At 75.6% G+C, this 24,876-nt stretch carries 19 protein-coding genes; 8 read left to right on the plus strand and 11 right to left on the minus strand.

Annotation, left to right across the window (positions count from 1 at the left end; translation table 11 throughout):
• Positions 1–11: 11 nt before the first annotated feature.
• The 6 genes from IE245_RS22545 to IE245_RS22570 all read right to left on the minus strand — a co-directional run bounded on the left by IE245_RS22545 (position 12) and on the right by IE245_RS22570 (position 9,374).
• Positions 12–2,798: a SpoIIE family protein phosphatase gene (locus tag IE245_RS22545; protein WP_189950422.1), complete on the minus strand. Its 2,787-nt coding sequence runs from the start codon at positions 2,796–2,798 to the stop codon at positions 12–14.
• A complete protein-coding gene (locus IE245_RS22550; RefSeq protein WP_373305381.1) occupies positions 2,795–4,807 on the minus strand; it encodes a SpoIIE family protein phosphatase in 2,013 nt (670 codons plus the stop codon). Before IE245_RS22550 ends, IE245_RS22545 begins: the two co-directional genes overlap by 4 nt.
• A gap of 146 nt (positions 4,808–4,953) precedes the next feature.
• Positions 4,954–6,180, minus strand: coding sequence for an MFS transporter (locus tag IE245_RS22555; RefSeq protein WP_189950425.1), 1,227 nt, complete (start codon positions 6,178–6,180; stop codon positions 4,954–4,956).
• Positions 6,181–6,482: 302 nt separating this feature from the next.
• Positions 6,483–6,887 (minus strand): hypothetical protein, encoded by a 405-nt coding sequence (locus IE245_RS22560; RefSeq protein ID WP_189950564.1) that lies wholly within the window; start codon positions 6,885–6,887, stop codon positions 6,483–6,485.
• 154 nt (positions 6,888–7,041) lie between these two features.
• Positions 7,042–8,490, minus strand: a complete 1,449-nt coding sequence (locus tag IE245_RS22565; protein WP_189950427.1) for a peptidoglycan D,D-transpeptidase FtsI family protein — start codon at positions 8,488–8,490, stop codon at positions 7,042–7,044.
• 113 nt (positions 8,491–8,603) lie between these two features.
• On the minus strand, positions 8,604–9,374 hold the full coding sequence (locus IE245_RS22570) for an IclR family transcriptional regulator (RefSeq protein WP_189950429.1): 771 nt from the start codon (positions 9,372–9,374) through the stop codon (positions 8,604–8,606).
• A 142-nt stretch (positions 9,375–9,516) separates the two neighbouring features.
• On the opposite strand from IE245_RS22570, the gene IE245_RS22575 reads away from it, so the two are divergent.
• From IE245_RS22575 to IE245_RS22585, 3 genes are all read left to right on the plus strand, one after another.
• Entirely contained in the window at positions 9,517–11,010 is a 1,494-nt protein-coding gene (locus IE245_RS22575) for an aldehyde dehydrogenase (NADP(+)) (protein WP_189950431.1), read from the plus strand.
• A gap of 451 nt (positions 11,011–11,461) precedes the next feature.
• The gene (locus tag IE245_RS22580; RefSeq protein WP_189950433.1) at positions 11,462–12,172 is read left to right on the plus strand and encodes a DsbA family oxidoreductase; all 711 of its coding nucleotides are present in this window, start codon (positions 11,462–11,464) and stop codon (positions 12,170–12,172) included.
• 100 nt (positions 12,173–12,272) lie between these two features.
• Complete coding sequence (locus IE245_RS22585) at positions 12,273–13,331, plus strand: aminotransferase class V-fold PLP-dependent enzyme (protein ID WP_189950435.1); 1,059 nt, start codon at positions 12,273–12,275, stop codon at positions 13,329–13,331.
• A 55-nt stretch (positions 13,332–13,386) separates the two neighbouring features.
• Here IE245_RS22585 and IE245_RS22590 read toward each other — a convergent pair whose 3' ends face one another.
• Positions 13,387–13,890 carry a MarR family winged helix-turn-helix transcriptional regulator gene (locus IE245_RS22590; RefSeq protein WP_189950436.1) on the minus strand — a complete coding sequence of 168 codons (504 nt, stop codon included), beginning with the start codon at positions 13,888–13,890 and terminating at the stop codon, positions 13,387–13,389.
• 132 nt (positions 13,891–14,022) lie between these two features.
• Between IE245_RS22590 and IE245_RS22595 the strand changes: the two genes are divergently transcribed.
• Positions 14,023–15,093: an alkene reductase gene (locus IE245_RS22595; protein WP_189950438.1), complete on the plus strand. Its 1,071-nt coding sequence runs from the start codon at positions 14,023–14,025 to the stop codon at positions 15,091–15,093.
• A gap of 67 nt (positions 15,094–15,160) precedes the next feature.
• On the opposite strand, the gene IE245_RS22600 is transcribed toward IE245_RS22595, so the two are convergent.
• Positions 15,161–16,258 carry a pyridoxal-phosphate-dependent aminotransferase family protein gene (locus IE245_RS22600; protein ID WP_189950566.1) on the minus strand — a complete coding sequence of 366 codons (1,098 nt, stop codon included), beginning with the start codon at positions 16,256–16,258 and terminating at the stop codon, positions 15,161–15,163.
• Positions 16,259–16,359: 101 nt separating this feature from the next.
• On the opposite strand from IE245_RS22600, the gene IE245_RS22605 reads away from it, so the two are divergent.
• Entirely contained in the window at positions 16,360–17,445 is a 1,086-nt protein-coding gene (locus IE245_RS22605) for an amidohydrolase family protein (protein ID WP_189950440.1), read from the plus strand.
• 63 nt (positions 17,446–17,508) lie between these two features.
• Here the strand turns inward: IE245_RS22605 and IE245_RS22610 are convergent, their stop codons facing one another.
• Complete coding sequence (locus tag IE245_RS22610; RefSeq protein WP_189950442.1) at positions 17,509–18,078, minus strand: GNAT family N-acetyltransferase; 570 nt, start codon at positions 18,076–18,078, stop codon at positions 17,509–17,511.
• Positions 18,075–20,180, minus strand: coding sequence for a penicillin acylase family protein (locus IE245_RS22615; RefSeq protein ID WP_189950444.1), 2,106 nt, complete (start codon positions 20,178–20,180; stop codon positions 18,075–18,077). The genes IE245_RS22610 and IE245_RS22615 overlap by 4 nt, the downstream gene beginning before the upstream one ends.
• Positions 20,181–20,282: 102 nt before the next feature.
• On the opposite strand from IE245_RS22615, the gene IE245_RS22620 reads away from it, so the two are divergent.
• Both IE245_RS22620 and IE245_RS22625 read left to right on the plus strand, forming a co-directional pair.
• Positions 20,283–21,002 (plus strand): siderophore-interacting protein, encoded by a 720-nt coding sequence (locus IE245_RS22620; protein ID WP_189950446.1) that lies wholly within the window; start codon positions 20,283–20,285, stop codon positions 21,000–21,002.
• 277 nt (positions 21,003–21,279) lie between these two features.
• The gene (locus tag IE245_RS22625) at positions 21,280–22,308 is read left to right on the plus strand and encodes an SCO1860 family LAETG-anchored protein (RefSeq protein WP_189950448.1); all 1,029 of its coding nucleotides are present in this window, start codon (positions 21,280–21,282) and stop codon (positions 22,306–22,308) included.
• Positions 22,309–22,478: 170 nt separating this feature from the next.
• Here the strand turns inward: IE245_RS22625 and cobC are convergent, their stop codons facing one another.
• Positions 22,479–24,074, minus strand: coding sequence for an Rv2231c family histidinol phosphate aminotransferase CobC (gene cobC, locus IE245_RS22630; RefSeq protein WP_189950568.1), 1,596 nt, complete (start codon positions 24,072–24,074; stop codon positions 22,479–22,481).
• A 36-nt stretch (positions 24,075–24,110) separates the two neighbouring features.
• On the opposite strand from cobC, the gene IE245_RS22635 reads away from it, so the two are divergent.
• A complete protein-coding gene (locus IE245_RS22635) occupies positions 24,111–24,875 on the plus strand; it encodes a ZIP family metal transporter (protein WP_189950450.1) in 765 nt (254 codons plus the stop codon).
• Position 24,876 lies beyond the last annotated feature (1 nt).

The raw sequence follows: 24,876 nt of genomic DNA on the forward strand, positions 1-24,876 counted from the left end.
CGGCCGCCCCCTCACCAGGCCAGCTTCTCCAGCGCGTCCAGGTCCAGGGGAGCCGTCGGGGCGGGGCCGGGGCCGGCGACCTCCGGACCGCCGTCCCCGCCGTTCGGGCCGACCCGGAGCTCCGCCCAGATCGTCTTGCCGCGCCGCCCGTACCGCGTGCCCCACCGTTCCGCGAACCGCGCCACCAGGTAAAGCCCGCGGCCGCCCTCGTCCGTCTCCGCCGCGTGCCGCAGATGCGGCGAGGTGCTGCTGCCGTCCGACACCTCGCACACCAGCGTCCGGTCGTACAGCAGGCGCACCCGCACCGGGTCCGCCCCGTACCGCACCGCGTTGGTGACCAGCTCGCTCAGGATCAGCTCCACCGCGAAGACCGTCTCGTCGAGGCCCCACTCCGCCAGCTTCGCCGCCGCCGCGTTCCGCACCGGCGACACCGCCGCCGGGTCCCGGGCGACCTCCCACTCCGCGATCCGGTCCGCCGGCAGCCGCCGGGTCCGGGCCACGAGCAGCGCGATGTCGTCCCGCGGCGCCGGCGACAGCAGGGTCGCGAGCACGTCCGCGCAGATCTGCTCGGGGCTCCGGGCCGGCCGCTCCAGGGTCCGGCGCAGCAGCCGCAGCCCCGTCCCCACGTCCCGGCCCTGGTCCTCCAGGAGCCCGTCCGTGAACAGCACCAGCTGGTCGCCCTCCGCGAGCCGCAGCTCCGTCGACTCGAACGGCACGTCCCCGAGCCCGAGGCCCAGCGGCAGCCCCGGTGCCAGCGGCGGGAACTCCACCCGCCCTTCCGCGTCCACCACCGCGGGCCCCGGATGGCCGGCGCTCGCCATCGTGCACACCCCGGACGCCGAGTCGTAGATCGCGTACAGGCAGGTCGCGCCGGTGATGGTCTCCTGCCCCCGCCCCCGGCCGCCGTCGCCGCCCGCGGCCGGCTCGCCCTCCTCGTCGATCCGCCCGGTCAGCTCGTCCAGATGGCCCAGGATCTCGTCCGGCGGCACGTCCAGCGTCGAGAAGTTGTGCACCGCCGTCCGCAGCCGGCCCATCGTCGCCGCCGCGTGCAGCCCGTGCCCCACCACGTCGCCCACCACGAGCGCCACCCGCGCCCCCGGCAGCGGGATCACGTCGAACCAGTCGCCGCCCACCCCCGCCTTCGCCGGCAGATAGCGGTACGCCACCTCCACCGCGTTCAGCTCGGGCAGCACCCTCGGCAGCAGGCTCCGCTGGAGCGTCACCGCCATCGCGTGCTCCCGGGTGAACCGCCGGGCGTTGTCGATCGCCACCGCCGCCCGCGCCGCCAGCTCCTCCGCGAACTCCAGGTCCTCCTCCCCGAACGGCTCCGCCGTCTCCGCCCGCCAGAAGTTCGCCATCCCCAGGGTCACGTCCCGGGCCAGGAGCGGCACCGTGAGCAGCGAGTGCATCCCGTACGCCAGCGCCCCGGCCGCCCCTTCCGGGTCCTGCGCCCGCCAGCCGTCCGCCGCCGCCAGCTCCGCCTGCACCACCGCGTGCCCCTCGGTGAGCGCCGTCGCCATCGGCGTGCTCGGCACGTGGAAGCGGATCACCTCGCCGACCGGCTGGAGCGGCTGCTCCCCCCGCACCCCGCTCAGCGCGGTCCTGCGCATCTCCGCCAGCGTCGCGTCCTGCGGCGGCTCCTCGCCCCGCAGCACCGGCTCGAGCAGCTCCACCGTCGCGAAGTCCGCGAAGCGCGGCACCGCGACCTCCGCCAGCTCCTCCGCCGTCCGCACCACCTCCAGGGTGGTCCCGATCCGCACCCCCGCCTCGTAGAGCAGCTGGAGCCGGCCCCGGGCCACCGCCGCCCGCCCGGAGAGCGCGGCCAGCTCGGTGGTGTCCCGCATCGTCATCACGCTGCCCGTGCCGGAGCCGTCCGGGACGGTGGGCCGCACGCTCACCGCGAGCAGCCGGTCGCCCGCCCGGTGCACCTCGTCCGTCGCGGTCCGCCCGGACTCCAGGAGCTCGACCGTACGGGGATCGAGCCCGAGCTCCGCGACCGGGCGCCGCTCGGCGTCCGCCGGCAGGTCGAGCAGCCGCCGCGCCTCGTCGTTGGCGAGCAGCAGCCGCCGGTCCGCCCCGACGATCAGCACGCCCTCCCGGACCGCGTGCAGCACCGCCTCGTGGTGCTCCTTCATCCGGGTCATCTCGCTCGGGCCCAGGCCGTGGGTCTGCCGCCGCAGCCGCCGCGACACCAGCGCCGCGCCGCCCACCGCGAGCAGCAGCGCGCCGCCGCCCGCCGCGAGGAGCACCACGAGGCGGCCCCGGACCGCCTCGCTGATCGACTGCACCTCGATGCCGCTCGTCACCATGCCGACGATCCGGCCGTCGTCGGCGACCACCGGCACCACGGCCCGTACGGCGTCGGTCGGCGAGCCGCGGAAGGTCTCCGTGAACGACTCGCCGTCCCGCACCGCCCGGGACAGGTCGCCGGTCGCCCGCTCGCCGATCAGCCCGGTCTCGGCGTCCGTGTACCGCACCCCGTCCCGGCCGAGGACCGCGACGAAGTCCACCCCGGTCGCCACCCGGGTCTGCTCCGCCCGCTCCTGGAGCGCCGCCGTCGGGTCGGGCGAGGTCAGCGCCGCGTCCACGCCGGGCGCCTTCGCGAAGGCCTCCGCCACCGCGAGCGACCGCGTCCGGGCGTCCCGCAGCACGTCCCCGCGGGCCTGCTGGAAGGTGACGAGGACGGCCGCCACGATCACCAGGAGGGCGATCAGCGCCTCCAGGGCGAGGACCTGTCCGGCGACGCTCCGCAGCCCGGAGCCGTGCCCCGGGCGCGCACCGTACCGGCGGGCCGTCATCCGGTGCTCCGGGCGATGAGCAGCGCCACGTCGTCCTGGGCGCCGGGGCGGCGCAGCTCCCGCAGCAGCCGGTCGCAGCTCTCCTCCAGGGACAGCTCCCGGGTCGCCTCGACGAGCCGGACGAGCAGCGCGAGCCGTTCGTCGATGGGCGTGTCCCGGGTCTCGATCAGTCCGTCGGTGTACAGCACGAACCGGTCGCCGGGGAGGAACGGCACCCGCGCGGTGCGGAAGGTGCCCCCGCCGACGCCCAGCGGGACCCCCGTGGAGACGGCGACCAGCTCGGCCGGGCCGTCGGCCGGGAGCCGCACCGGCGGCAGGTGGCCGGCGTTGGAGATCCGGCAGCGCCGCCGTGCCGGATCGTGCACGGCGAAGAGGCAGGTGGCGATGGACGGCTCCAGGCCGACCGCGATCCGGTCCAGGTGCCGCAGCACCTGCCCGGGGGAGAGGCCGAGGTCGGCGAAGGCGCGGACGGCGGTCCGCAGCCGGCCCATGGTGGCCGCCGCCTCGATGCCGCTGCCCATGACGTCCCCGACCACCAGGGCCGTCCGGTCGTCGGGCAGCGCGATCACGTCGTACCAGTCCCCGCCGACCTCGCTCGACGCCTGCGCCGGCTGGTAGCGGGCCGCCGCCGCCAGGCCGGGGCGGGCGGGCGGATCGCCCGGCAGGAGGCTGCGCTGGAGGGTGACGGCCGCGTTCCGCATGCTCTGGTACCAGCGGGCGTTGTCGATGCTGACGGCCGCGCGGGCCGCCAGCTCCACGGCGAGCAGCTCGTCGTCCGCGTCGAAGGGCAGCGGGTTGCCGCGGTCCCGCTTCAGGTCCAGAGCCCCCAGCACCTCCCCGCGGGCGATCAGCGGCACCGCCAGGTACGAGTGCACCCCGGCCCGCGCCAGCTGCCCGGCGGCCTCGGGGCCGCGCGCGATCCGCGGCAGGTCCTCGGGGCCGACCCGGGCCACCCGGACCGGCCGCCCGGTGTGCACGCAGCGGGTCACCAGCCGGTCGGCGCCGTACAGCGCGACGGAGCCCGGCGGGTCGGCGGCGGCCAGCGCCTCGGTGTCGTGCCCGGCCTTGACCGCGAGCGCCCGGAAGAGCGCCGGGCCCTGCTCGGGGGTGCCGGGCCGGCGCAGGGCGAGCACCGAGTCGAGGACGTCGACGGCGGCCACGTCGGCGAGGGCCGGCACCACCACCGACGCCAGCTCGTCCGCCGTCCGCTCCACCTCCAGGGTGGTGCCGACCCGGGCCGAGGCGTCCGCGATCAGGGCGAGGCGCCGCCGGGACCGGTCGGCCTCGGCGTCGGCCCGGTGCCGCTCGGTGACGTCGACCACCCAGGCCGCCACGCCGAGGACCCGGCCGCCGACCGTCTCCAGGCGGTAGAACGACACCGACCAGGTGTGCCGGCCGCCGCCCGGGTCCGCCGGGGTGGTGGCCGTCGTCTGGAAGCCGAGCAGCGGCTCCCCGGTCTCCAGGACCCGCCGGGCCGCCGCCTCCAGCGGCGCCGCGTCCACGCCCGGCAGCACCTCGGCGGGCCTGCGGCCCAGGTGCCGGTCGGCCGGCAGCCCGTTGAACCGTTCGAGGGCCGGATTGACCAGGACGTACCGCAGCTCGGTGTCGAGGACCGCGAGGCCCAGCGGTGACTGGTCGACCAGCCGGTCGGAGAGCGCCAGCTCCGTCTCCATCCGGGCGACGACGGTCCGGTCGGCGCAGATGCCGAGCGCGTACAGGTCTCCCAGGTCGTCGGTGAGCCGCATGTTGCGGAACTCCACCTGGCGGGTCGATCCGTCCTTGTGCCGTACGGGGAAGGTGCCCGCCCAGGTGGTGCCGCGCCCCAGGACCTCGCCGAAGAGCCGCATCGCCTCGGACCGGCGCTCCTCGCCGACGATCAGCCGGGCCACGTACTGCCCGAGTGCCTCGTCGGCCCGGTACCCGAAGAGGGTCTCCGCCTGCGGGCTCCACAGCACGATCCGCCCGGCCGCGTCCACCACCACGGCGGCCACCCCGAGCACGTCGAGCAGCCCCCGCGCGCCGAACGCGGTCCCGGACGCCGACCCGGGCGCGGTTCCGCCTTCGGGCGGGGGGCCGGTCCCGGGCGGGGGGCTTCCGGGCGCGGCGGCGCGTGCCTCCTCCGTCCCCGTGCCCGTCTCCGGGAAGGAACCGGCCGTCACCCTGCCCTCCTCCCGCCGAGCCCACGTCCCTTCCCATGCTCCCCGGCCCTCCCCGGGCACGCACCACGAGACGGTCCGACCCGGTCAGTGGCCGTGCGGAGCGCCCCGGCGAGACCCGCCACCGCCAGGGCCGGAAGCAGGAGGCGTACGTCCACGGCGGTGACCAGGACCGCGCCCAGGGCCAGGGCCAGGGCGTTCGGGACGAAGAGCGCGGTGTTCGCGGTCGCCGCGAGGCGGCCGGCCGCCTCGGCCGGCGCCTCCCGCTGGACCGCCGTCATCACCGCCACCAGGACCCACGGCATGCCGAGGCCGATCACCGCGCTCGCCGCGAGCGCCGCCGCCTCGTACGGCAGCGCCCGTGCCCCGGCCGCCGCCGCGAAGAGCGCGAGCCCGGCCGCGGCCAGCAGCCGCTCCGGCACCCGGCGCAGCAGCGGACCGGTGGTCAGGCCCGCCAGGACCGAGCCCGCGCCCTGCACCGCGTACAGCACCCCCGCGTACGCCGCCGGCCTTCCGAGCCCGTCCACGACCGCGTACACGGCCGCCCCGTTCACCCCGGCCAGCAGCATCGTGAAGGCCCCGGCGGCGACCAGCGGCCGCAGCGCCGGCGAGGCGGCGAGCAGCCGGACGCCCTCGGCGGTCTCCCGCCGCCACGCCCCCCGCTCGCGCGGGGCCGGCGCGGGCGGCTCCTCGCGGACCCGCATCGCGGCGAAGGCGCCCGCCGCGAGGGCGAAGCTCGCCGCGTCCAGGAGGGCCACGGGGCCGCCGCCGTACCGGGCGAAGAGCCCGGCGGCGGCGAGCGGCGCGATCAGCTTCATCGACTCGTTGGCCGTCATCCGCCACCCGTTGACGGAGCCGAGCCGCTCCTTGCCGAAGCCGGTCGACAGCAGCGCCTGCTCGGCGGCGTCGTGGACGGCGCCCTGCGCCCCGTACAGGACGAGGACGGCGAAGAGCAGCCACACCCGGTCGGCCGAGGTCACCCAGAGGAGCACGGGCAGCAGCGCCGCCATGGCGAGGTCGAGGGCGATCAGCAGCGGGCGGCGGCGCACCCGGTCCGTGAGCGTGCCGAGGAGCGGCCCGAGGAGGACGGGGGCCCAGAGGGCGAAGGCGGTGAGGGCCGCGAGCCCGTCCGAACCCGTCAGCGACTTGACCCAGATCCCGGAGACCAGCCACATCGCCGTCGTCCCGAACCCGGACACGACCACACCCGTCAGATACCAGCGCATGGACGGAGGGTCGCGTCTGAGGCGTCCCGCCGGGATCGGGCAACCGCCCTATTCCGGCGGCCTCCCGGCCCCCGTTCCGGCGGGCCCCCCGCCCTATTCCGGCGGCCTCCCGGCCCCCGTTCCGGCGGGCCCCCCGCCCTATTCCGGCGGTCTCCCGGCCCCCGTTCCGGCGGGCTCCCCGCCCTATTCCGGCGGTCTCCCCGCCCTGTTCCGGCGGGCTCCCGGCCCCTGCTCCGACGGCCCCCCGCCCTGTTCCGGCGGGCTCCCGGACTCGCGGCCCTGTCCCCGGGAGCATCCGGTGCCTATCGCCGGGAGCTCCCGGCGGCCGCGGCCTCCTCGGCCCGGTCCTCGCGCCAGAGCGCCGCGCCCGTGACCACGGCCCCGAGCCCCTCCCACAGCCCCACGCCGAGGAAGCCGGACGGGGCCCGCTCCGCGATCACCGCCGCGGTGAAGACCGCGCAGGTCAGCAGCCGGAAGGGGACCGTCCAGCGGAAGAAGGCCCGCCAGTCGGCGAGCGCGGCGAGCACGTAGTAGACGCCCATGTTGAGCGCCGCCATCGAGGAGGCGGTGAGGAAGACCAGCGTGTGGTCGCCCTCCGCGCGCCCGCCGGCCGGCACCGGCTCGAAGCCCATCACCGTGAGGAGGACGTCCGGGGCGACCAGGCCCACCACCCCGAGGGCGGCGGCGAGGACCCCGAAGACCGCCATGGTCCAGCCGGAGAGCGAACGGGGCAGGCGGTGCAGGCGACGCACGACGGTCCTCCGCGGAACGGGATCGACAGTTCGGGAACGCATGTTCTGTTCGAACGGACCCTGCCTATCGCACCGGAGGCCGCGGGGGCCAATCCGGCCCCCGCGAACGTCACTTCAGGGCCGCCGCCATCATCTTCTGCGCCACCGGCGCCGCCAGGCCGTTGCCGCTGACCTCGGAGCGGGCCGCGCCCGAGTCCTCGATCATCACGGCCACCGCCACCTGCTTCCCGGTCGACGGGTCCTCGGCGTAGGAGGTGAACCAGGCGTACGGCGTCTTGCTGTTGTTCTCGCCGTGCTGCGCCGTGCCCGTCTTGCCGCCGACCTCCGCCCCGGCGATCGCCGCGTTGCTCCCGGTGCCCCGCTCCACCACCGTCACCATCGCGCTGCGCAGCTGCTCGGCGGTGGCGGAGGAGACGATCCGGGTGGCGTCGCCGTCGTCGAAGGCCCGGAGCGCGTCGCCGTCGGAGTCGACGACCTCGGAGACCATGTGCGGAGCGGCGAGCAGCCCGTCGTTGGCGATCACCGCCGAGACCATCGCCATCTGCAGCGGGGTGGCGGTCACGTCGAACTGGCCGATGCCGGTGAGCGCGGTCTGCGCCCGGTCCATCCCGGACGGGTAGACGCTCGCGTAGGCGCGGACCGGCACGTCCAGCTCGTCGTCGTCGAAGCCGAACTTCTCCGCCATCGCCCGCACCTTGTCCTGGCCCAGGTCGGCGGCCATCTTGCCGAAGACGTTGTTGCAGGAGTAGCGGAGCGCGGTGCGGATCGTGGCGTCCTCGCAGGGCGCGGAGGCGTTCTCGTTCTCGAGGACGGTCCGGGTGCCCGGCAGGGTGTACGGCTGCGGGCTCGTGGTCGGCACGTCGACGGAGGAGTACAGGCCGTCCTCCAGGGCGGCGGCCGCGACGACCAGCTTGAAGGTCGAGCCGGGCGGCAGCGGCTGCCGCAGCGCCCGGTTGACCAGCGGCTTGTCGGGGTCCTCGGTCAGTTCCTTCCAGGCGGCGCCGTCGGTCGTGCCGGCGATGTCCGACGGGTCGTAGGAGGGCGTGGAGACCATGGCGAGGATCCGGCCGCTCACCGGGTCGATCGCGACGGCCGCGCCCTTCTTCCTCCCGAGCGCCTCGTAGCCGGCCTTCTGCACCGCCGGGTCGATCGTGGTGACGACGGTGCCCGGCTCCTGCTGCTTGCGGGTGACCGCGTCCACCGGGTTCTTCAGCCGGTCGTCGGTGCCGTCCAGGATCCCGGAGTAGATGCCCTCCAGCTGGGTGGCGCCGTACGCCTGCGAGCTGTAGCCCGTGACCGCCGCGTACAGCTCGCCGTCGGTGTAGCTGCGCTCGTACGCGAGATCACCGCTCTCGGTCCGCTTCGAACCGGTGACCGGCGAGCCGGCCACCACGATGTTCCCGAGCGGCTGCGCGTACTGCGCGATGGTCTTCCGCCGGTTCTTGCTGTCGTTCGCGAGCGCCTTGCCCTCGTACGCCTGCACCCAGGTGGCCCGGCCCAGGAGGGCGAGCACGAGGAGCAGGGCGAAGACCGAGGTGCGCCTGATCGTCTTGTTCATGGCACCTGGAGGGACGAACGGGGCGGTGGCAGACGTTCCGGTCGCGGCCCGATTCTCAGGAAACGTTCATCCGGGAGAAACCGGGCGTCACGCCGCCGCGGCGGGGGCCGTCGTCACAGCCGCCGCGTCGCCAGCGTCAGCCGGTCGCGCGCGTCGAAGAGGGCGTCCTTGATCAGCTGCTCGTGCGCCGGGGTCAGCCGGGCGGCCGGCACCGAGCAGCTCAGCGCGTCCCGGGCCGGGGACCGGTAGGGGATCGCCACCGCGAAGCAGCGCAGTCCCAGGGTGTTCTCCTCGCGGTCCACCGCGTACCCGAGCTCCCGCACCCGCGCCAGCTCCTCGATCAGCCGCTCCCGGTCGGTGATCGTGTGCTCGGTCACCGACGGCAGCTCCTTCGGGAGCAGCTCCCGCACCTCCGCGTCGTCGTGGCCGGCGAGCAGCGCCTTGCCGAGCGCCGTCGAGTGCGCGGGGAGCCGCCTGCCGACCCGGGTGAAGGGGCGCAGGTGGTGCTGGGACTGGCGGGTGGCCAGGTAGACCACGCTGGTGCCGTCGAGCCGGGCGAGGTGGACGGTCTCGGTGGTGTCGTCGGAGAGCCGGTCGAGGGTGACGCGGGAGGCCGCCACGACCTCGTCGCCGTCGATGTACGAGGTCCCCACGAGCAGCGCCCGGACCCCGATGCCGTACCGCGTGCCGGTGGCGTCGGTCTCCACCCAGCCCAGGTCGACCAGGGTGCGCAGCAGCATGTACAGGCTGGACTTGGGATAACCCATGGCCTCCTGCACGGCGGCCAGGGTGTGCATCCCGGGCCGTCCGGCGAAGAACTCCAGGAGCTCCACCGTCCGCACCGCGGACTTCACCTGCGCACCGTTCGCGTCGGCACCCGCCATGTCCCCGCCCTTCTCGCCGGACTTCCGGACGACCCGCTGTCTCCCGGACGACCTTGTGGGAACGCCGGTGGCGTCCCTAGAGTCCACCCTGAAGCGTTCATGCACAAGAACGGCGTTCATCATAGTGAACAGGGGTGTGGTCGTGTCGGCAGCAGCAGTGTGGAGTGTGGACCCCCGGACGGGGAAGCCTCGCGAGCAGGTCGGCACGGAGGCCACGGCCGCCGACGTCGACCGCGCGGTCCGCGCCGCGCACGCCACCCGGGAGGCGCTCGCCGACCGCGCGGTCCGCGCCGCCTTCCTCCGGACCGCCGCCGACCTCCTCGACGCCTCCGCCGACGAGGTCGTCGCCACCGCCGACGCCGAGACCGCCCTCGGCGCCCCCCGGCTCACCGGCGAGCTCGCCCGCACCAGCGGCCAGCTCCGGACCTTCGCCGCGGTCGTCGAGGACGGCGCCTACCTCGACGTGCGCATCGACCTGCCCGACCCGGCGGCCGTGCCGCCCCGCCCCGACCTGCGCCGCTGGAAGATCCCGCTCGGCGTCGTCGCCGTCTACGCGGCCAGCAACTTCCCGCTCGCCTTCTCCGTCCCGGGCGGCGACACCGCCAGCGCCCTCGCCGCCGGCTGCCCCGTCGTCGTCAAGGCCCACCCCGACCACCCGGCCACCTCCGAGCTGGCGGCCGCGCTGCTGCGCCGCGCCGCCGCCAAGACCGGACTGCCCGAGGACGTCGTCGTCCTGGTGCACGGCTTCGACGCGGGCGTCGAGCTGGTCCGCCACCCGCTGGTCGCGGCCGTCGGCTTCACCGGTTCGGTGCGCGGCGGCCGGGCGCTCTTCGACGCCGCCGTCAGCCGCCCCGTGCCGATCCCCTTCCACGGCGAGCTCGGCTCCCTCAACCCGGTCGTCGTCACCCCCGGCGCGGTCGCCGAGCGGGCCGAGGAGACCGGCGCGGGCCTGGCCGGTTCCATGACCCTGGGAGCGGGCCAGTTCTGCACCAAGCCCGGCTTCGTCCTCGCCCCGGCGGGGCCCGACGGCGACCGCTTCCTCGCCGCGCTCACCGAGGGCGTCGCCCGGGCCGGCGCCGCCGTCCTGCTCGACCACCGGATGCGGGACGCCTTCGTCGACGGCGTCACCGAGCGGGCCGCCCTCGACGGAGTCGAGGCCCCCGTCGTCCCCGGAGCCGCCGACGAGCACGCGGTCACCCCCGGCGTCCTCACCGTCGACGCGGCCCGGCTCGCCGCCGGCGAGCACGCCCTCCTCCTGGAGGAGTGCTTCGGCCCGGTCACCGTCGTCGCCCGCTACGCCGACGAGACGGAGATCGCCGCCGTCCTCGGCCGGCTGCCCGGCAACCTCACGGCCACCCTGCACTGCGCCGACGAGGACCCGGCGGCCCCCGGCCTGCTCGCCGCCCTCACCCCGCTCGCCGGCCGGGTCCTCGTCGGCGGCTGGCCCACCGGCGTCGCCGTCGCCGCCGCCCAGCACCACGGCGGGCCCTACCCGGCGACCACCTCCACCGCCACCTCGGTCGGCGCCACCGCGATCGAGCGCTGGCTGCGCCCGATCGCCTACCAGTCCACCCCGCAGCACCTGCTCCCGCCGGAGCTGCGCGACGACAACCCGCTGAACGTGCCCCGCGCCTGACTTCCCGTCAGCGCTCCACCCGCACCATGATCTCGCCGGTGCGGGCGTTCGACTCCATCGGCCGGTGGCGTCGGCGATCCGCTCCGGACCGTCGAAGGTCCCGGCGATCACCGGCGCCAGGGAGCCGTCCCGCGGCCCGGACCCGATGAGCCCGGCGGCGAGCCGCCGCCCCTCCTCGGTCCGGACCGGCGCCCCGTTCGCGTACGGGTGCGTGGTCCGCGGCCGGTTCCGCGACAGCTCCACCGTCCGCGGGTCCGGCCGGCCGTACAGGGCCGCCGGGCCGCAGCGCGTCCCCGAGCGCCGGTGCCGCAAGGGCGCCGAGGGCCCGGCCGTCCGGGACGGGGCCGTGGCCCCCGTGCTCCGCCTCACATCGGGGGCGAAAAAGGAATGAAATCCGCCGGAGCGGCGTTGCGGAGGACGGACCCCAGCCCGCCCCCGGAGAAGGAAACCCATGCGCGTCGAGATCTGGTCGGACATCGCCTGCCCCTGGTGCTACATCGGCAAGGCCCGCTTCGAGAAGGGACTCGCGGCCTTCGCCCACCGCGAGGACGTCGAGGTCGTGCACCGGTCCTTCGAGCTCGACCCGCACCGCGCCAAGGGCGACACCGGGCCCGTCCTGGAGATGCTGGCGAAGAAGTACGGCCGGACGCTCGACGAGGCCCGCGCCATGGAGGCCCACGTCGCCTCCAACGCCCACTCCGAGGGCCTGGAGTACCTCGCCGACGGCCGCGACCACGGCAACACCTTCGACATCCACCGGCTGCTCCACCTCGCCAAGGAGCGCGGCCGGCAGAACGAGCTGCTCGACCTCGCCTACCGGGCCAACTTCGCCGAGGAGCGCTCCGTCTTCGACGACGGGACCCTGGTGGCCCTCGCCGTCGAGGCCGGGCTCGACGAGGCCGAGGCGCGCGCCGTCCTCGCCGACGGGACCGCCTACGCCGACGCCGTCCGCGCCGACGAGCGCGAGGCCGCCGAACTCGGCGCCAACGGCGTGCCGTTCTTCGTCCTCGACCGCCGCTACGGCGTCTCCGGCGGCCAGCCCGCCGAGGTCTTCACCCAGGCCCTGGAGCAGGCCTGGCAGGGGCGTGCCCTCCAGCCGGTCGGCGCCGCCGACGCGGAGGCCTGCGGCCCGGACGGCTGCGAGGTCCCGCCGCGGGACTGACCGTTCCCGCGGCTCTGACCTGCGAAAATAAGCGAGACTTGGGGTTTCCCCGTGATCGAACGGCATTGACGGGGGGTCACGGGGAGCCCAGGGTAGGGGCATGGACTCCCTCGATCAGCCGCTCGGCGGCGCCGAGTTCGCCCCCAAGCGGACCTACCTGAACACCTCCGCCTGCGCCCTGCTGCCCCGCCGCACCGTCGAGGCGGTCACCGCCCTCGCCCGGGAGACCGCCGACGGGCGGGCGGGCGGAGCGGGCGACTTCGACCTCGTCGACGGGGCCCGCGCCTCCTTCGCCCGGCTCGTCTCGGTCGCCCCCGAGCGGGTCGCGGTCGGCAGCTCGGTCGGCGTCCACGCCGGGATGATCGCCCAGTCGATGCCCGCCGGTGCCGAGATCCTCTTCCCCGAGGGCGACTTCTCCTCGCTCATCACGCCCTTCACCGTCCGCGGCGACCTGAAGGTCCGCTTCGTGCCGCTGGAGCGGCTCGCCGAGTCCGTCCGCCCGGAGACCACGCTGGTCGCCTTCTCCGCCGTCCAGTCGGCGGACGGGCGGACCGTGGACTTCGCCGCCGTCCGCGCCGCCGCGGCGGCCCACGGGGCCCGCACCCTGCTCGACGCCACCCAGTCCGCGGGCTGGCTGCCGCTGCGGGCGGGGGAGTGGGACTACACGGTCGCCGGCGCCTACAAGTTCCTGCTCTGCCCGCGCGGCGCCTCCTTCCTCACCGTCACCGAGGAGGCCCAGGACAGCCTGCTGCCGGTCCACGCGAACTGGGTCACCGGCGAGGAGCGGTGGGTCAACAGCTACGGCCCGGTGCGCGAACTGGCCCGCTCCGCACGCCGCTTCGACGAGCCCGCGGCCTTCCTCTCGTACCACGGCGCGGCCGCCTCGCTCGCGCTCCTGGAGGAGGTCGGCGTCGAGCGGATCGAGGCCCACGACAAGGGGCTCGCCGCCCGCTTCCGCGCCGGGCTGCTCTCCCTCGGGCACGAGCCGGTCATGGACGACTCCACGGTCGTCGCCGTCCCCGGCCTCGGCCACCGCGCGGACGCCCTGGAGGCCGCCGGCGTCGTGCTCTCGGACCGCGCCGGCAATCTGCGGGCCTCGTTCCACCTGTACAACACGGCGGCGGACGTCGACCGCGCCCTGGACGTCCTCGCGGGCTGAGGGCCCTGGAACCCCCGGGGCCTCCGCGGGCCGGAAGCCCCCGCGGCCCGGGGGTTCAGCAGTTCAACGGCGGGCAGTCGCCCGCGTCGCCCGCCTCCGCGCGCAGGTTCTCCGCGAGGATCCCGAGGAGGCGGGCCAGCTCGGTCCGCTCGGCCGGGTCGAGCCCGGCCAGTGAGCTCGCCTCCAGGTCGGACCAGGCGTTCTCGACGCCGGCCTTGAGCGCCTGCCCCTCCTCCGTCGCCTCGACGAGCACCGCCCGCCGGTCGGCGGGGTCGGGGGAGCGGCGCACGTAACCGCACTGCTCCAGGCGCTGGAGCATCTTGGTCACGGTCGAGGGGTCCAGGCCGAGCGACTGGATCAGCTCCGACTGGCGGGCCGGCCCGCGGTCCCACAGCCGCATCATCATCAGCTCCTGGCCCGGGTAGAGGCCGAGCTCGCGCAGCCGCCGCCCCATGGCTATCCGGTGCGTCCGGGAGACCCGGGCGAGGGTCATGCCGACCGGACCGCCGCGCGCGGCGGACGGCGGCTGCTCGGTGCAGGCGGACTCGACTGCGGTCATCAGGGGCTCCTCGGGGCGGCTCTACCTCCCTCAGGGTACCGCGCGCCGACATTTGCTTGGCTGGCCAACTAATGCGTACAGTGGCGTCGGGCCAAATGATTGGCCGACCACATATTAATCCGGGAGACCGCCATGCCCACCGCCTTCGACCCCGTCGACCTCGCCGGCACCCGCCTCGCCAACCGGATCGCCATGGCTCCGATGACCCGCAGCCGCGCGAACGGCCGGGACCGCACCCCGCCGGCGATCGTCGCCGAGTACTACGCCCAGCGCGCCTCCGCCGGCCTGATCATCACCGAAGGCATCCAGCCGGTCGCCGAAGGCCAGGGCTACCCCAACACCCCCGGCCTGCACAGCCGCGAGCAGATCGCCGCCTGGCGCGAGGTCACCGACGCCGTCCACGGGCGCGGCGGCCGGATCTTCGCCCAGCTCATGCACGCCGGCCGGATCGGCCACCCCGACCTCCTCGACGGAGACCTCCACCCCGTCGGCCCCTCGCCCGTCGCCGCCGCGGGCCAGGTCTACACCCACGAGGGCCCCAAGGACTTCGTCACCCCCCGCGAGCTCACCGGCGACCAGGTCCGCGAGGCGGTCGCCGGCTTCGCCGCCGCCGCCCGCAACGCCGTCGAGGCCGGCTTCGACGGCGTCGAGATCCACGGCGCCAACGGCTACCTGATCCAGCAGTTCCTCGCCTCCGGCTCCAACCACCGCACCGACGAGTGGGGCGGCCCCGTCGCCCACCGCGTCCGCTTCGCCGTCGAGGTCGTCAAGGCCGTCGCCGCCGAGATCGGCCCCGAGCGCACCGGCCTGCGCATCTCCCCGGCCAACACCCTCAACGACATCGCCGAGACCGACACCGAGGAGATCTACCCGGCGCTGATCGACGCGATCGAGCCCGTCGGCATCGCCTACCTCCACGTCCTGGAGACCGCCCCGGAGCGCCGCCCGCTCGTCCTCGACCTGCGCAAGCGCTTCGCCGGCACCTTCATCCTCAATCCGGCCACCGGCGCCGACCCGACCGGCGCCGAGTCCCTCGCCCTGGTCGAGGACGGCACCGCCGACCTCGTCGCCTACGGCCGGCTCTTCATCGCCAACCCCGACCTGCCCGCCCGCCTGAAGGCCGACGGCCCCTACGCCACCCCGGACCCCGCCACCATGTACGCCGGCGGTCCCCAGGGCTACATCGACTACCCCGCCCTCTGAGCGCACACGCCGGAGGGGCGGGACCCGGACACCCCGGACCCCGCCCCTCCGCACGCGGGGCGCCGCACTACCAGGCCGCGGTGACCGCCCGGCGCGCGCCCTCCAGGTCCACCGTCAGGCCCGCCTCGCCGAGCACCGCGCCGAGCGCCGCCAGCGAGGACTGCACCGCGTTCGGCGTCGCGTCGGGCCCGTAGTGGTTCACCCGCACCATCTCCTTCGCCAGCGCCCCGCCGCCCGCGATGACGGGCAGCGACGGGTCGGCGGACAACGCCTTCGCCACCAGCTCGGAGGCGTCGAGCCCGGCCGGGACCCGCAGCGTCGTCGCCACCGGTGCCGCGTCCTTCGCCTCGTACACGTACGGCTCCAGGCCGCCGCCCAGCGCCAGGGCGCCCGCGCGGGTCGCCGCGGCGGCCGAGGCGTGCCGGGCCATCAGGGCGTCCAGGCCCTCCGCCTCGATCCGCTCCACGCACGCCTCCAGGGCCAGCATCTCCAGCTGCGCCGGGGCGTGGAGCAGCGCCTTGCGGCCGCCGTCGATCCAGCGCTCCTTCCAGTCCAGGAGGGAGAGGTACGAGCGGCGCGGGGCGGCCGGGTTGGCGGCGAAGCGCTCCCAGGCCCGCTCGCTCACCGACACCGCCGAGACGCCCGCCGGGCCGCCCATCGCCTTCTGCGCGCCGATGATGCACATGTCGACGCCCCAGGCGTCCGGCAGCACCGGCTCGGCGCCGATCGACGCCACCGCGTCCAGGTAGAACAGCGCGCCGTGGGCGCGCACGACCTCGCCGATCTCCGCGACCGGGTTGGTGTTGCCGGTGGCGGCCTCCGCGTGCACCAGCGAGACGAAGTCGATCTCCGGGTGCTCGGCGAGCGCCCGCTCCACCTGCTCGGCGGTGACCGCCGTGTGGAAGGGCACGGCCAGGTCGACCACGGTCGCCCCGCAGTCGCGCAGCCAGTTCCCGAAGGTCTGGCCGTACGGACCGGTGACCACGTTCAGCGCGGTCGAACCGGCCCGCGCCCCGCTGCGGATGCACCCCTCCAGGGGCAGCAGCGCCTCGCCCTGGGCGATCACCACGTCCTGCTCGGTGGAGAGCAGCGCGGCGACCCGCCGCTCGATCGACGCGAAGTGCGCGGCGGTCATCGGGGCCAGGTCGAGCAGCGGATGTGTCACGGTCACGGTGGTGCCTTCTCGGGGTCGGTGGTACGGCCGGTGGCCAGCGTACGCCCACCGTTCCCCGGTGCCCCCGCACCCCGCGGCCGTACAGTGCAGCCATGAGCGATCACGAGGTGGTGCACGTGAAGGGGCGGGTGCTCGTCGGCCCGCAGGACGTGCGGGACGAACTCTGGTGCGTGGACGGGCGGATCACCTTCGAGCGGCCCGCCGGCGAGGCCGTCGTCGTCCGGGGGTGGGCGCTGCCCGGGCTCGTCGACGCGCACTGCCACGTCGGGCTCGACCGGCACGGCCCCGTCGACGAGGCCACCGCCGAGAAGCAGGCGCTCGCAGACCGGGACGCCGGCACCCTGCTCATCCGGGACGCCGGCTCCCCCTCCGACACCCGCTGGATCGACGAGCGGGAGGACCTGCCGAAGATCATCCGGGCGGGCCGGCACATCGCCCGCAGCCGCCGCTACATCCGCAACTACGCCCATGAGATCGAGCCCGCCGACCTGGTGGAGTACGTGGGCCGGGAGGCCCGGCGCGGCGACGGCTGGGTCAAGCTGGTCGGCGACTGGATCGACCGAGAGGTCGGCGACCTCGCCCCGTCCTGGCCGCGCGCCGAGGTCGAGGCGGCCATCGCCGAGGCGCACCGGCTCGGCGCCCGGGTCACCGCGCACTGCTTCGCCGAGGACTCGCTGCGCGACCTCGTCGAGGCGGGCATCGACTGCGTCGAGCACGCCACGGGCCTGACCGAGGAGACGATCCCGCTCTTCGCCGAGCGCGGGGTGGCCATCGTGCCGACCCTGATCAACATCGCGACCTTCCCGCACCTCGCCGACGGCGGCGAGGCCAAGTTCCCCCGCTGGTCGGCCCACATGCGCCGGCTGCACGAGCGCCGGTACGACACCGTCCGCGCCGCCTTCGACGCCGGGATCCCGGTCTTCGTCGGCACCGACGCGGGCGGCTCCCTCGCCCACGGCCTGGTGGCCGAGGAGGTCGAGGAGCTGACGAAGGCCGGCATCCCGGCCCTCGACGCGCTCTCCGCCACCACCTGGGGGGCCAGGGCCTGGCTGGGCCGCCCAGCCCTGGAGGAGGGCGCCCCCGCCGACCTCGTCGTCTACGACCAGGACCCGCGCGCGGACGTCCGCGTCCTCGCGGCACCGCGCCGGGTCGTGATCGACGGCCGGATCATCGCCTAGGGCCCGGCCCCGGTCCGCCGGACAGGGGCCGTGTCCGCCCGATCGGGCAGGCCCGGCCCCGGCTCAGGCCGCGGGGCGGCGGAGGAAGGCCAGCCGGGCCCTCTTCTCCGGGATGAAGACCTCCGGCAGGTCGACCTCGGGGAGGACCACCTCCGGGCCGAGCTCGAAGCCGGCCCGCGCCATGCGGGCGACGGCCTTCTCGTTCGCCGCGTCCGGCTCCACCACGATCCGGGTGTGGTCGCGGTGGCAGAAGGCGACGAGCGCGGAGAGCAGTCCGGCGGTGAAGCCGGGGGACGGGGCGGTGCTCGGGGCGAGGAAGAGGTGGCAGCCGATGTCGCCCTCCTCGACCTCGTAGCACTCGCCGACCCGGTCGGCCGCGGGCTCGTACGTCTGGAAGATCGAGACGGGCTCGCCGTCGAGCTCCACGAGGAACCCGTGGTGGGTGGTGAGCGAGTCCAGATGGGCGTAGACGTCCCTGACCTGCTCGACGGTGGTGCCGTTCATGCCCCAGAAGGAGGCCCGCTCCTCGTTGACCCAGGCGTGGATGAGCGGGGCGTCCGCGTCCGGGACGATCGGTCGGACGGCGACGGTGCCGAGGCCCTCGACGGTGTGGACGTAGACGGGGGTGGTCATCCCTGCTCCTTGGTGAGGCGGTTCCAGTCGGTGGTGACGGGGGCGAGCTCGCCCCGCAGCCACAGGGGGAGTTGGTCTTCGTGGTGCGGGTCGCCCGCGACGCCGGAGGCGCCGAACGGCACGATCCAGCCGCTGCGTTCGCGGTCGGCGAGGTCCCACACGTAGCGGGCGGCCGACGCCCGGGCGCTGCGGTCGGTGTAGCCGGGGACGCTGGAGGTGGAGAGCACGCAGTCGTGGTCGCCGCCGAGCTCCGGCCACCGGTCGTCGTCCGGGTGGGGCAGCGCCTGCCAGGGCGCGAGCCGGTGCGTGGCCCCCCAGGCGGCCGGCGGCTCGCCCGCGGCGACCTCCTCCAGCGCCTCCCGCACGATCCGCGCCACGTCCGCGGCCGGGACGGGACCGGCCACCAGCAGGGTCTCCAGGGCGAGGCCGACCCGCGGACCGAGGTACAGCCACGGCCGGAACACCTCCGGGTACGGGGCGGGTTCACGCAGGCCCGCGAAGACCCCGTGCGCGGCGAGCCGCCGCACGACCGCGCCCCGCACGGCCGCGAAGAGCCCCGCGTCGGCACTGCCGGCGTCCATCCGCCGGTCCCAGGCGAGCAGCCGCTCCCGCACCCGCCGGGCGGCGGGGGAGAGTCCGCCGGGGGCGTCGCCGCCGGCGGGTCCGTCGCCCGCCGCCCCGACCGCGGCGAGCAGGCGGGCCGCCGCGCGGTTGTCGGTGTCGCGGTGGACGGCGGTCGTGGCCTCCGGAGTCCAGGCGGCGGACGCGGCGAGGAGTCCGGCGATGCGGTCGGCTCGGTGCGCGGGCGCGAACTCGACGCCGAGCGGCGCGGCGAGGCCGCGGGCGTTGGCCATCACCGCGTACCCGTCGGTCACGTCGGCGCGGGGCAACGGCGCGGGCTCCGGCTCCCAGGCGTGCGCCGGCTCCCAGGCGGGCACGGGCCGCAGGGAGTTGGCCCGGTCGCGGACGGGGACGTGCCCGGCGACCCGGTGCAGCAGCCCGCCGTCGGTGTCGGCCGCGAGCACCACGTTCACCGGCTCCACCCAGGCGTCGAGCGCCGCGTCGACGTCGGCGACGGTACGGGCGGCGAGCAGGCGCGGCAGGGCCTCGAAGCCCAGCCGGCCGGTGACCCGGGGCACGTACCGCAGGCTCAGCCCCTCCCACTCGGCGCCGGTCCCGTCCGGCTCCTCGCCGGTGATCACCGGGCCGCGCGCGGTCTCGACCACCTCGACGAGCACCGGCTCGCCGCCGGCGACCTCGACCGTCTCGGTGTGCGCGGCGGCCGGGCGCCAGCCCTCGGGGCCGTACGCCTCCACGCCGCCGTCCCCGGTGCGCCGCAGCCGCTCCCGGTAGAGGTCCTGGTAGTCGGCCATCGCGTTGGTGATGGCCCAGGCGACCGGGCCGGCGTGCCCGAAGTGGGCGAGTCCGGGGACGCCGGGCACGGCGAGGCCGACGACGTCGTACGCGGGGCAGGCGAGCCGGATCTGCTGGTAGACGCCGGGCGCCTCGATGAAGCGGTGCGGGTCGCCGGCCACCAGGGCGGCGCCGCTCGCGGTCCGCTCCCCGGCCACCAGCCAGCCGTTGGACCCGGCCGTGGCCGGTCCGTCGGCGGCGAACAGCTCGGTCCACTCCTCGCCGAGGCCGGTCGCGACCTGCTCGCGCCACAGCTTCGTCGGGAAGCCCGCGAAGAGGATGTGGGTGGAGAGCCAGACGGCCAGCGGCGTCCACGCCTCCCAGCGGCCGGGGAGGAGCCCGGTGGCGGCGAACTCGGGGGCGCGGCGGGCCCCTTCGGCGAGGCCGTCGTCGACCCCCTCCGCGTACGCCCGCACCCAGTCCGCGGTCTCCGGGTCGTTCTCCTCCAGGCGCGCCAGGCAGTGGCGCGCGGTGTCGGCGAGCCGGGCCCGGCGGACGAAGGCGTCCCAGCCGGCCTCGGCGGCGCCGAGGAAGGCGGCGCTGGTGCCCCGGGCCCGGTGGCGCTCGACCTCCAGCTGCCAGGCCCGGTCCAGGGCGGTCACCCGGCCCTGCGCGAAGGCCAGTTCCTCCGGGTCCGCCGCGCGCAGATGGGGGACGCCGTACGCGTCCCGGTAGACCTCGATGCTCACCCTTGTCGATCCCGTCCGTGTGCTTCCAGGCGCCTTAGGTTAGGCTGGCCTAAATTGATCGTCGACCCAAGGTAACCCATGGGTCCGGGGGAGGAGTGCGCGGTGGGTCACGGGTGGCAGGGCGCCGTCCTGAAGCTGATGGGCGCCAAGGACTTCACGTTCACCGTCACGGGGGCCGAGCAGGTCACCGAGGACTACCGGCGGGTCCACTTCTCGGACGGGGGGCTGCTCGCCGCCGCCGGGACGCACCCCACGATGTGGGTCCGGATCTGGTTCGCGAACGCCGGCAAACCGCACCAGCGCGCCTACACCCTGGTCGACCCCGACCCGGAGGCCGGCACCTTCAGCCTGGAGTTCGCCCTCCACGACGGCCCCGCCAGCCACTGGGCCCGCGACTGCGCCCCCGGCGACACCGTCGACGCCACCCTCCAGGGCACCGGCTTCGAGACCCCCGAGCCCCGCCCCGGGCGGTTCCTCGTCATCGGCGACCCGGCCTCGCTGCCGGCCGTCAACTCGCTGCTCGACGCCCACCCGGACGTCCCGGCCACCATCTGGTTCGAGACCCGGCACGCCTCCGACGAGGAGCTGCCCTTCCGCGTCGACCCGGCCCGCCACGAGCTGCGCCGGATCCCCCGGCAGCGCTCCGGCGCCGCCCTCGTCGAGCGGGTCAGGGCCGAACTGCCCGCGCTGGCGGGGCCGGAGGCGTACGTGTGGATCGCCTGCGACACCGCCACCACCCGCGCCCTCTCCGGGTACGTCCGCAAGGAGCTCGCCCTGCCCAAGGAGCGCGTCCACGCGCTCGGCTACTGGCGCCCCAGCTGAACCGTCCCGCTCCGGCGCGACGTTGACGTTCCGTGACCCCGCCGGGGCGCGGATCGTTTTCTTGCGCGACGCAGGGGGCTCCTGGGAATGGTTGTGTCGAAAAAATTCGAAAATGAACACGGAAACCCCCCTTTGGAGTGAACTCACGTCAGGCGACTGTGGGTTCACTCTCCGTGCGTAAAGATTCCGGTGTCCCAGTCGCCGCAGCCGCGCGAAGCCACCGTCCCCGTGGCGAGCGGCCGGCGACGCCATGCCTTTTCGTGGGGGTTCCACCACCTTGAACAGCAACACCTTCCGTGCGCCCGTCCGCCGCACCGCGGCCGCCGCGACCGTCGCCGCCCTGGCCGCGGGACCCGTCCTCCTCGCGGCCCCCGTCGCACAGGCGACGGACGGAGAGCGCCGCGAGGGCCGCGCCACCGCCGCCGTGCTCCGCACCGGGCTCGACGTCTCCCTCCTCGGCGAGACCGTGAAGGTCCCGGTCCGCGCCTCGCTCAACGAGGTCAAGGCACCCGAGAGCGAGAACGAGACCGCGCTCAGCGTGAAGGTGCGGGGTGCGGAGGGCGGCGAGCCCGTCGACATCCTCACCGCCGACGTCGCCACCGCCACCGCCACCGTGGACGAGCGCAAGGCCGAGGGGTACGTCAACCTCGCCAAGGCCCGCGTCCACGTGCCCGGCCTGCCCTCCCTCGCGATCGTCGAGGTCGAGAAGGTCACCTCCAAGGCGGTCTGCGAGACCGGGAAGAAGCCGGTCGCCGAGTCCAACGTCCTCGGACACGTCCGCGCCCTCGGAAAGAAGATCACGCTCACCGCCGGCGGCCGCACCGAGCTCGACGTGCCCGCCGTCGGCCGGATCACCCTCGACCTCTCCCGCACCAGCACCACCTCGCGCACCGCGGCCGCCACCGCCCTGGAGCTCGACGTGGAGGTCAACCCGCTCAACCTCGGCGTCGCCAAGGTCAAGGGCACGGTCACCCTCGCCGAAGCCACCTGCGAGACCCCCGACGCCCCGGCCCCGACCGGGAAGCCCACCGAGAAGCCGACCCCGGAGCCCACGGAGGAGCCGACGGCCGAGCCCACCCGGGAGCCGACCGGACAGCCGTCCGAGGAGCCCTCGCCGCAGCCCACCGAGTCGAAGGACGACGGCGGGACCAAGACGAACAGCGGCGGCTCCGTCCCGACGCAGAACCTCGCCGAGACCGGCGGCAGCTCCGCCACCCCGTACATCGCGGGCGGCGCCCTCGCCCTCGTCCTCGCCGGCGGCGGCGCCCTCGCCCTGACCCGCTTCCGCGCCCGCGCCCGGAGCTGACCGCCCGAGGGGGGAGACGCGTCGGGGGACGCAGGGGGAACCGGCCCGGGGCGGGCGGACGGCACGACGCCACCGCCCGCCCCGGGCCGCCTCACACGGCCGTACGGCTCCGGGCGCGCCGACGGTGCCACGGCTCCGGGCGCGCCACCGGCCGGCAGGGCTCCGGGGGCTCAGCCCGCCAGCAGGAGGGCCTGGTCCAGAGCCTGGAGGAAACGATTCGTCGTCGCCCGGTCCCGGACCGCGAGCCGCAGCCAGTTCCGGTCGAGCCCCGGGAACGTGTCCCCGCGCCGCGCCGCGAACCCGAGCAGCCGCAGCCGCTCCCGCACCGCGTCCGCGCCCTCGATCCGGATCAGCACGAACGGCCCCTCGGCCGCCGCCACCGTCCGCACCTCGTCGAACTCCGCGAGCCCCGCGAGCAGGTGCGCCCGCTCCGTCCCGATCCGGTGCGCCGCGTGCTCCGCCTCCGCCAGCGCCGCCCGCGACATGCAGGCCTCCGCCGCCACGAGCGCCGGCGTCGACACCGGCCACAGCGGCTGCGCCCGCTCCAGGAGCGCCACCGTCTCCGGCTCCGCGAGCGCGTACCCGATCCGCAGCCCGGCGAGGCCCCAGGTCTTCGTCAGGCTCCGCAGCACCACCAGGCCCGGCAGGTCCGTCCGCCCGGCCAGTGCCTCCCGCTCGCCCGGCACCGCGTCCATGAAGGCCTCGTCCACGACCAGGTACCGCCCCGGCCGGGCCAGCGCCGCGATCGTCTCCGCCGGATGCAGCACCGACGTCGGGTTGGTGGGATTGCCGATCACCACCAGGTCCGCGTCCTCCGGCACCGCCGCCGGGTCCAGCCGGAAGCCGTCCTCCTCGCGCAGCAGCACCCGGCGCACCTCGTGCCCGGCGTCCCGCAGCGCCGCCTCCGGCTCGGTGAACTGGGGATGCACCACCACCGGCCGGCGCACCGGCAGCGCCCGCGCGAGCAGCACGAAGGCCTCCGCCGCGCCCGCCGTCAGCAGCACTCGCGCCGGCGGCAGGTCGTGCCGCTCGGCCACCGCCGCTCGGGCCGACCGCCCGTCGGGGTACTGCGCCAGGCCCGTCAGGGAATGCGCGATCCGCTTCCGCAGCCACTCCGGCGGGGTCGCCGTGCGGACATTGACCGCGAGGTCGACGAGTTTCTCGTCGCGTACCTCGGCGTCGCCGTGATGGCGCAGGTCGTGGGCGTGGGTGCCCGTGTGGGGGCCGTCCGTGTGGGTGTCCATGTCCGCCGTCGTGTGGGGGGTGGGGATGTGGGGTGTGCCAGGCTCGCCAGCGATGTACCCGCACGTCAAGGGCAACAACCGTGCGACGGACGTCACTTCGTTCGGCCAAAAGCGGACATTCGTCGCGATTGCGCAGGTCACACGGCGTGATTTCCGCTTCGGTACCAGCAGTTCCGCCCCCGGTCCCGCCGCCCGCAGCGCCGCCGCCTCCGCCACCGAAGCCGTCCCCGTCGCCGCCAGCGGCACCTCCGAGGGATGCGGCACGGCCACCCCCGCCAGCTCTTCCGCCGGGTAGCCCGTCACCGGCACCCCGAGCCGCGCGGCCGCCCCCACGATCCCCGGCGCCCCCACCCGGACCTCCACGGTCGCGAACCCGGCCACGCGCGCGTACGCCCCCGCCTCCGGGTCCGCGACCACGCGCGCGTACGCCCCCGCCTCCCCGAGCCCCGCCTCCGCGAGCGCCTCCCGGACCAGCGCCAGGACCTCCGCCTCCGTCGCGCCCGAGCGGACGCCGACGCCGATGTGCAGAACGGGCCCCCCATCCGCTACCAAGGGGCCATGGCTGTGCTCGTCGCGCTCGGCGCGTTCCTGATGACGCTCTTCGGCGGCTGGGTCGCGCAGCGCGTCACCGACCGCCGGCACCTCGTCCTCGGCCTCGCGGGCGGACTCATGCTCGGCGTCGTCGGGCTCGACCTGCTGCCCGAGGCCCTGGAGGCCGCCGGGGAGGAGGTCTTCGGCGTCCCCCAGGCCCTGCTGCTCTTCGTCGGCGGCTTCCTCTTCGCCCACGTGGTGGAGCGCCTCCTCGCCACCCGCCGGGCCTCCCACGGCGCCGACACGGGCGAGAAACCGGGGCGGGGGCCCGGCGAGAAGGCGGGGGAACGGACCCCGCAGGTCGGGCTCGTGGCGGCCGGCGCCATGGTGCTGCACAGCCTCATGGACGGCATCGCGCTCGGCGCCGCCTTCCAGGTCGGCGGCGGCATGGGAGCCACCGTCGCGCTGGCCGTCGTCACCCACGACTTCGCCGACGGCTTCAACACCTACACGCTCACCAGCGTGTACGGGAACGAGCGCCGGAAGGCCCTCGCGATGCTCTTCGCCGACGCGCTCGCCCCGATCGCGGGCGCCGCCCTCGCCACGCTCCTCACTCTTCCGGAGGAACTCCTCGGCAGCTATCTCGGCTTCTTCGGCGGCGCCCTGCTCTACCTCGCCGCCGCCGAGATCCTGCCCGAGGCCCACCACGCGCACCCCGCCCGCACCACCCTGCTCTGCACGGTCGCGGGCGTCGGCTTCATCTGGCTCGTGGTGGGCCTCTCCGGCGGCTGAA

Origin of the sequence: Streptomyces roseolus, assembly GCF_014649855.1 — a bacterium.
Taxonomy (GTDB): domain Bacteria; phylum Actinomycetota; class Actinomycetes; order Streptomycetales; family Streptomycetaceae; genus Streptomyces; species Streptomyces roseolus.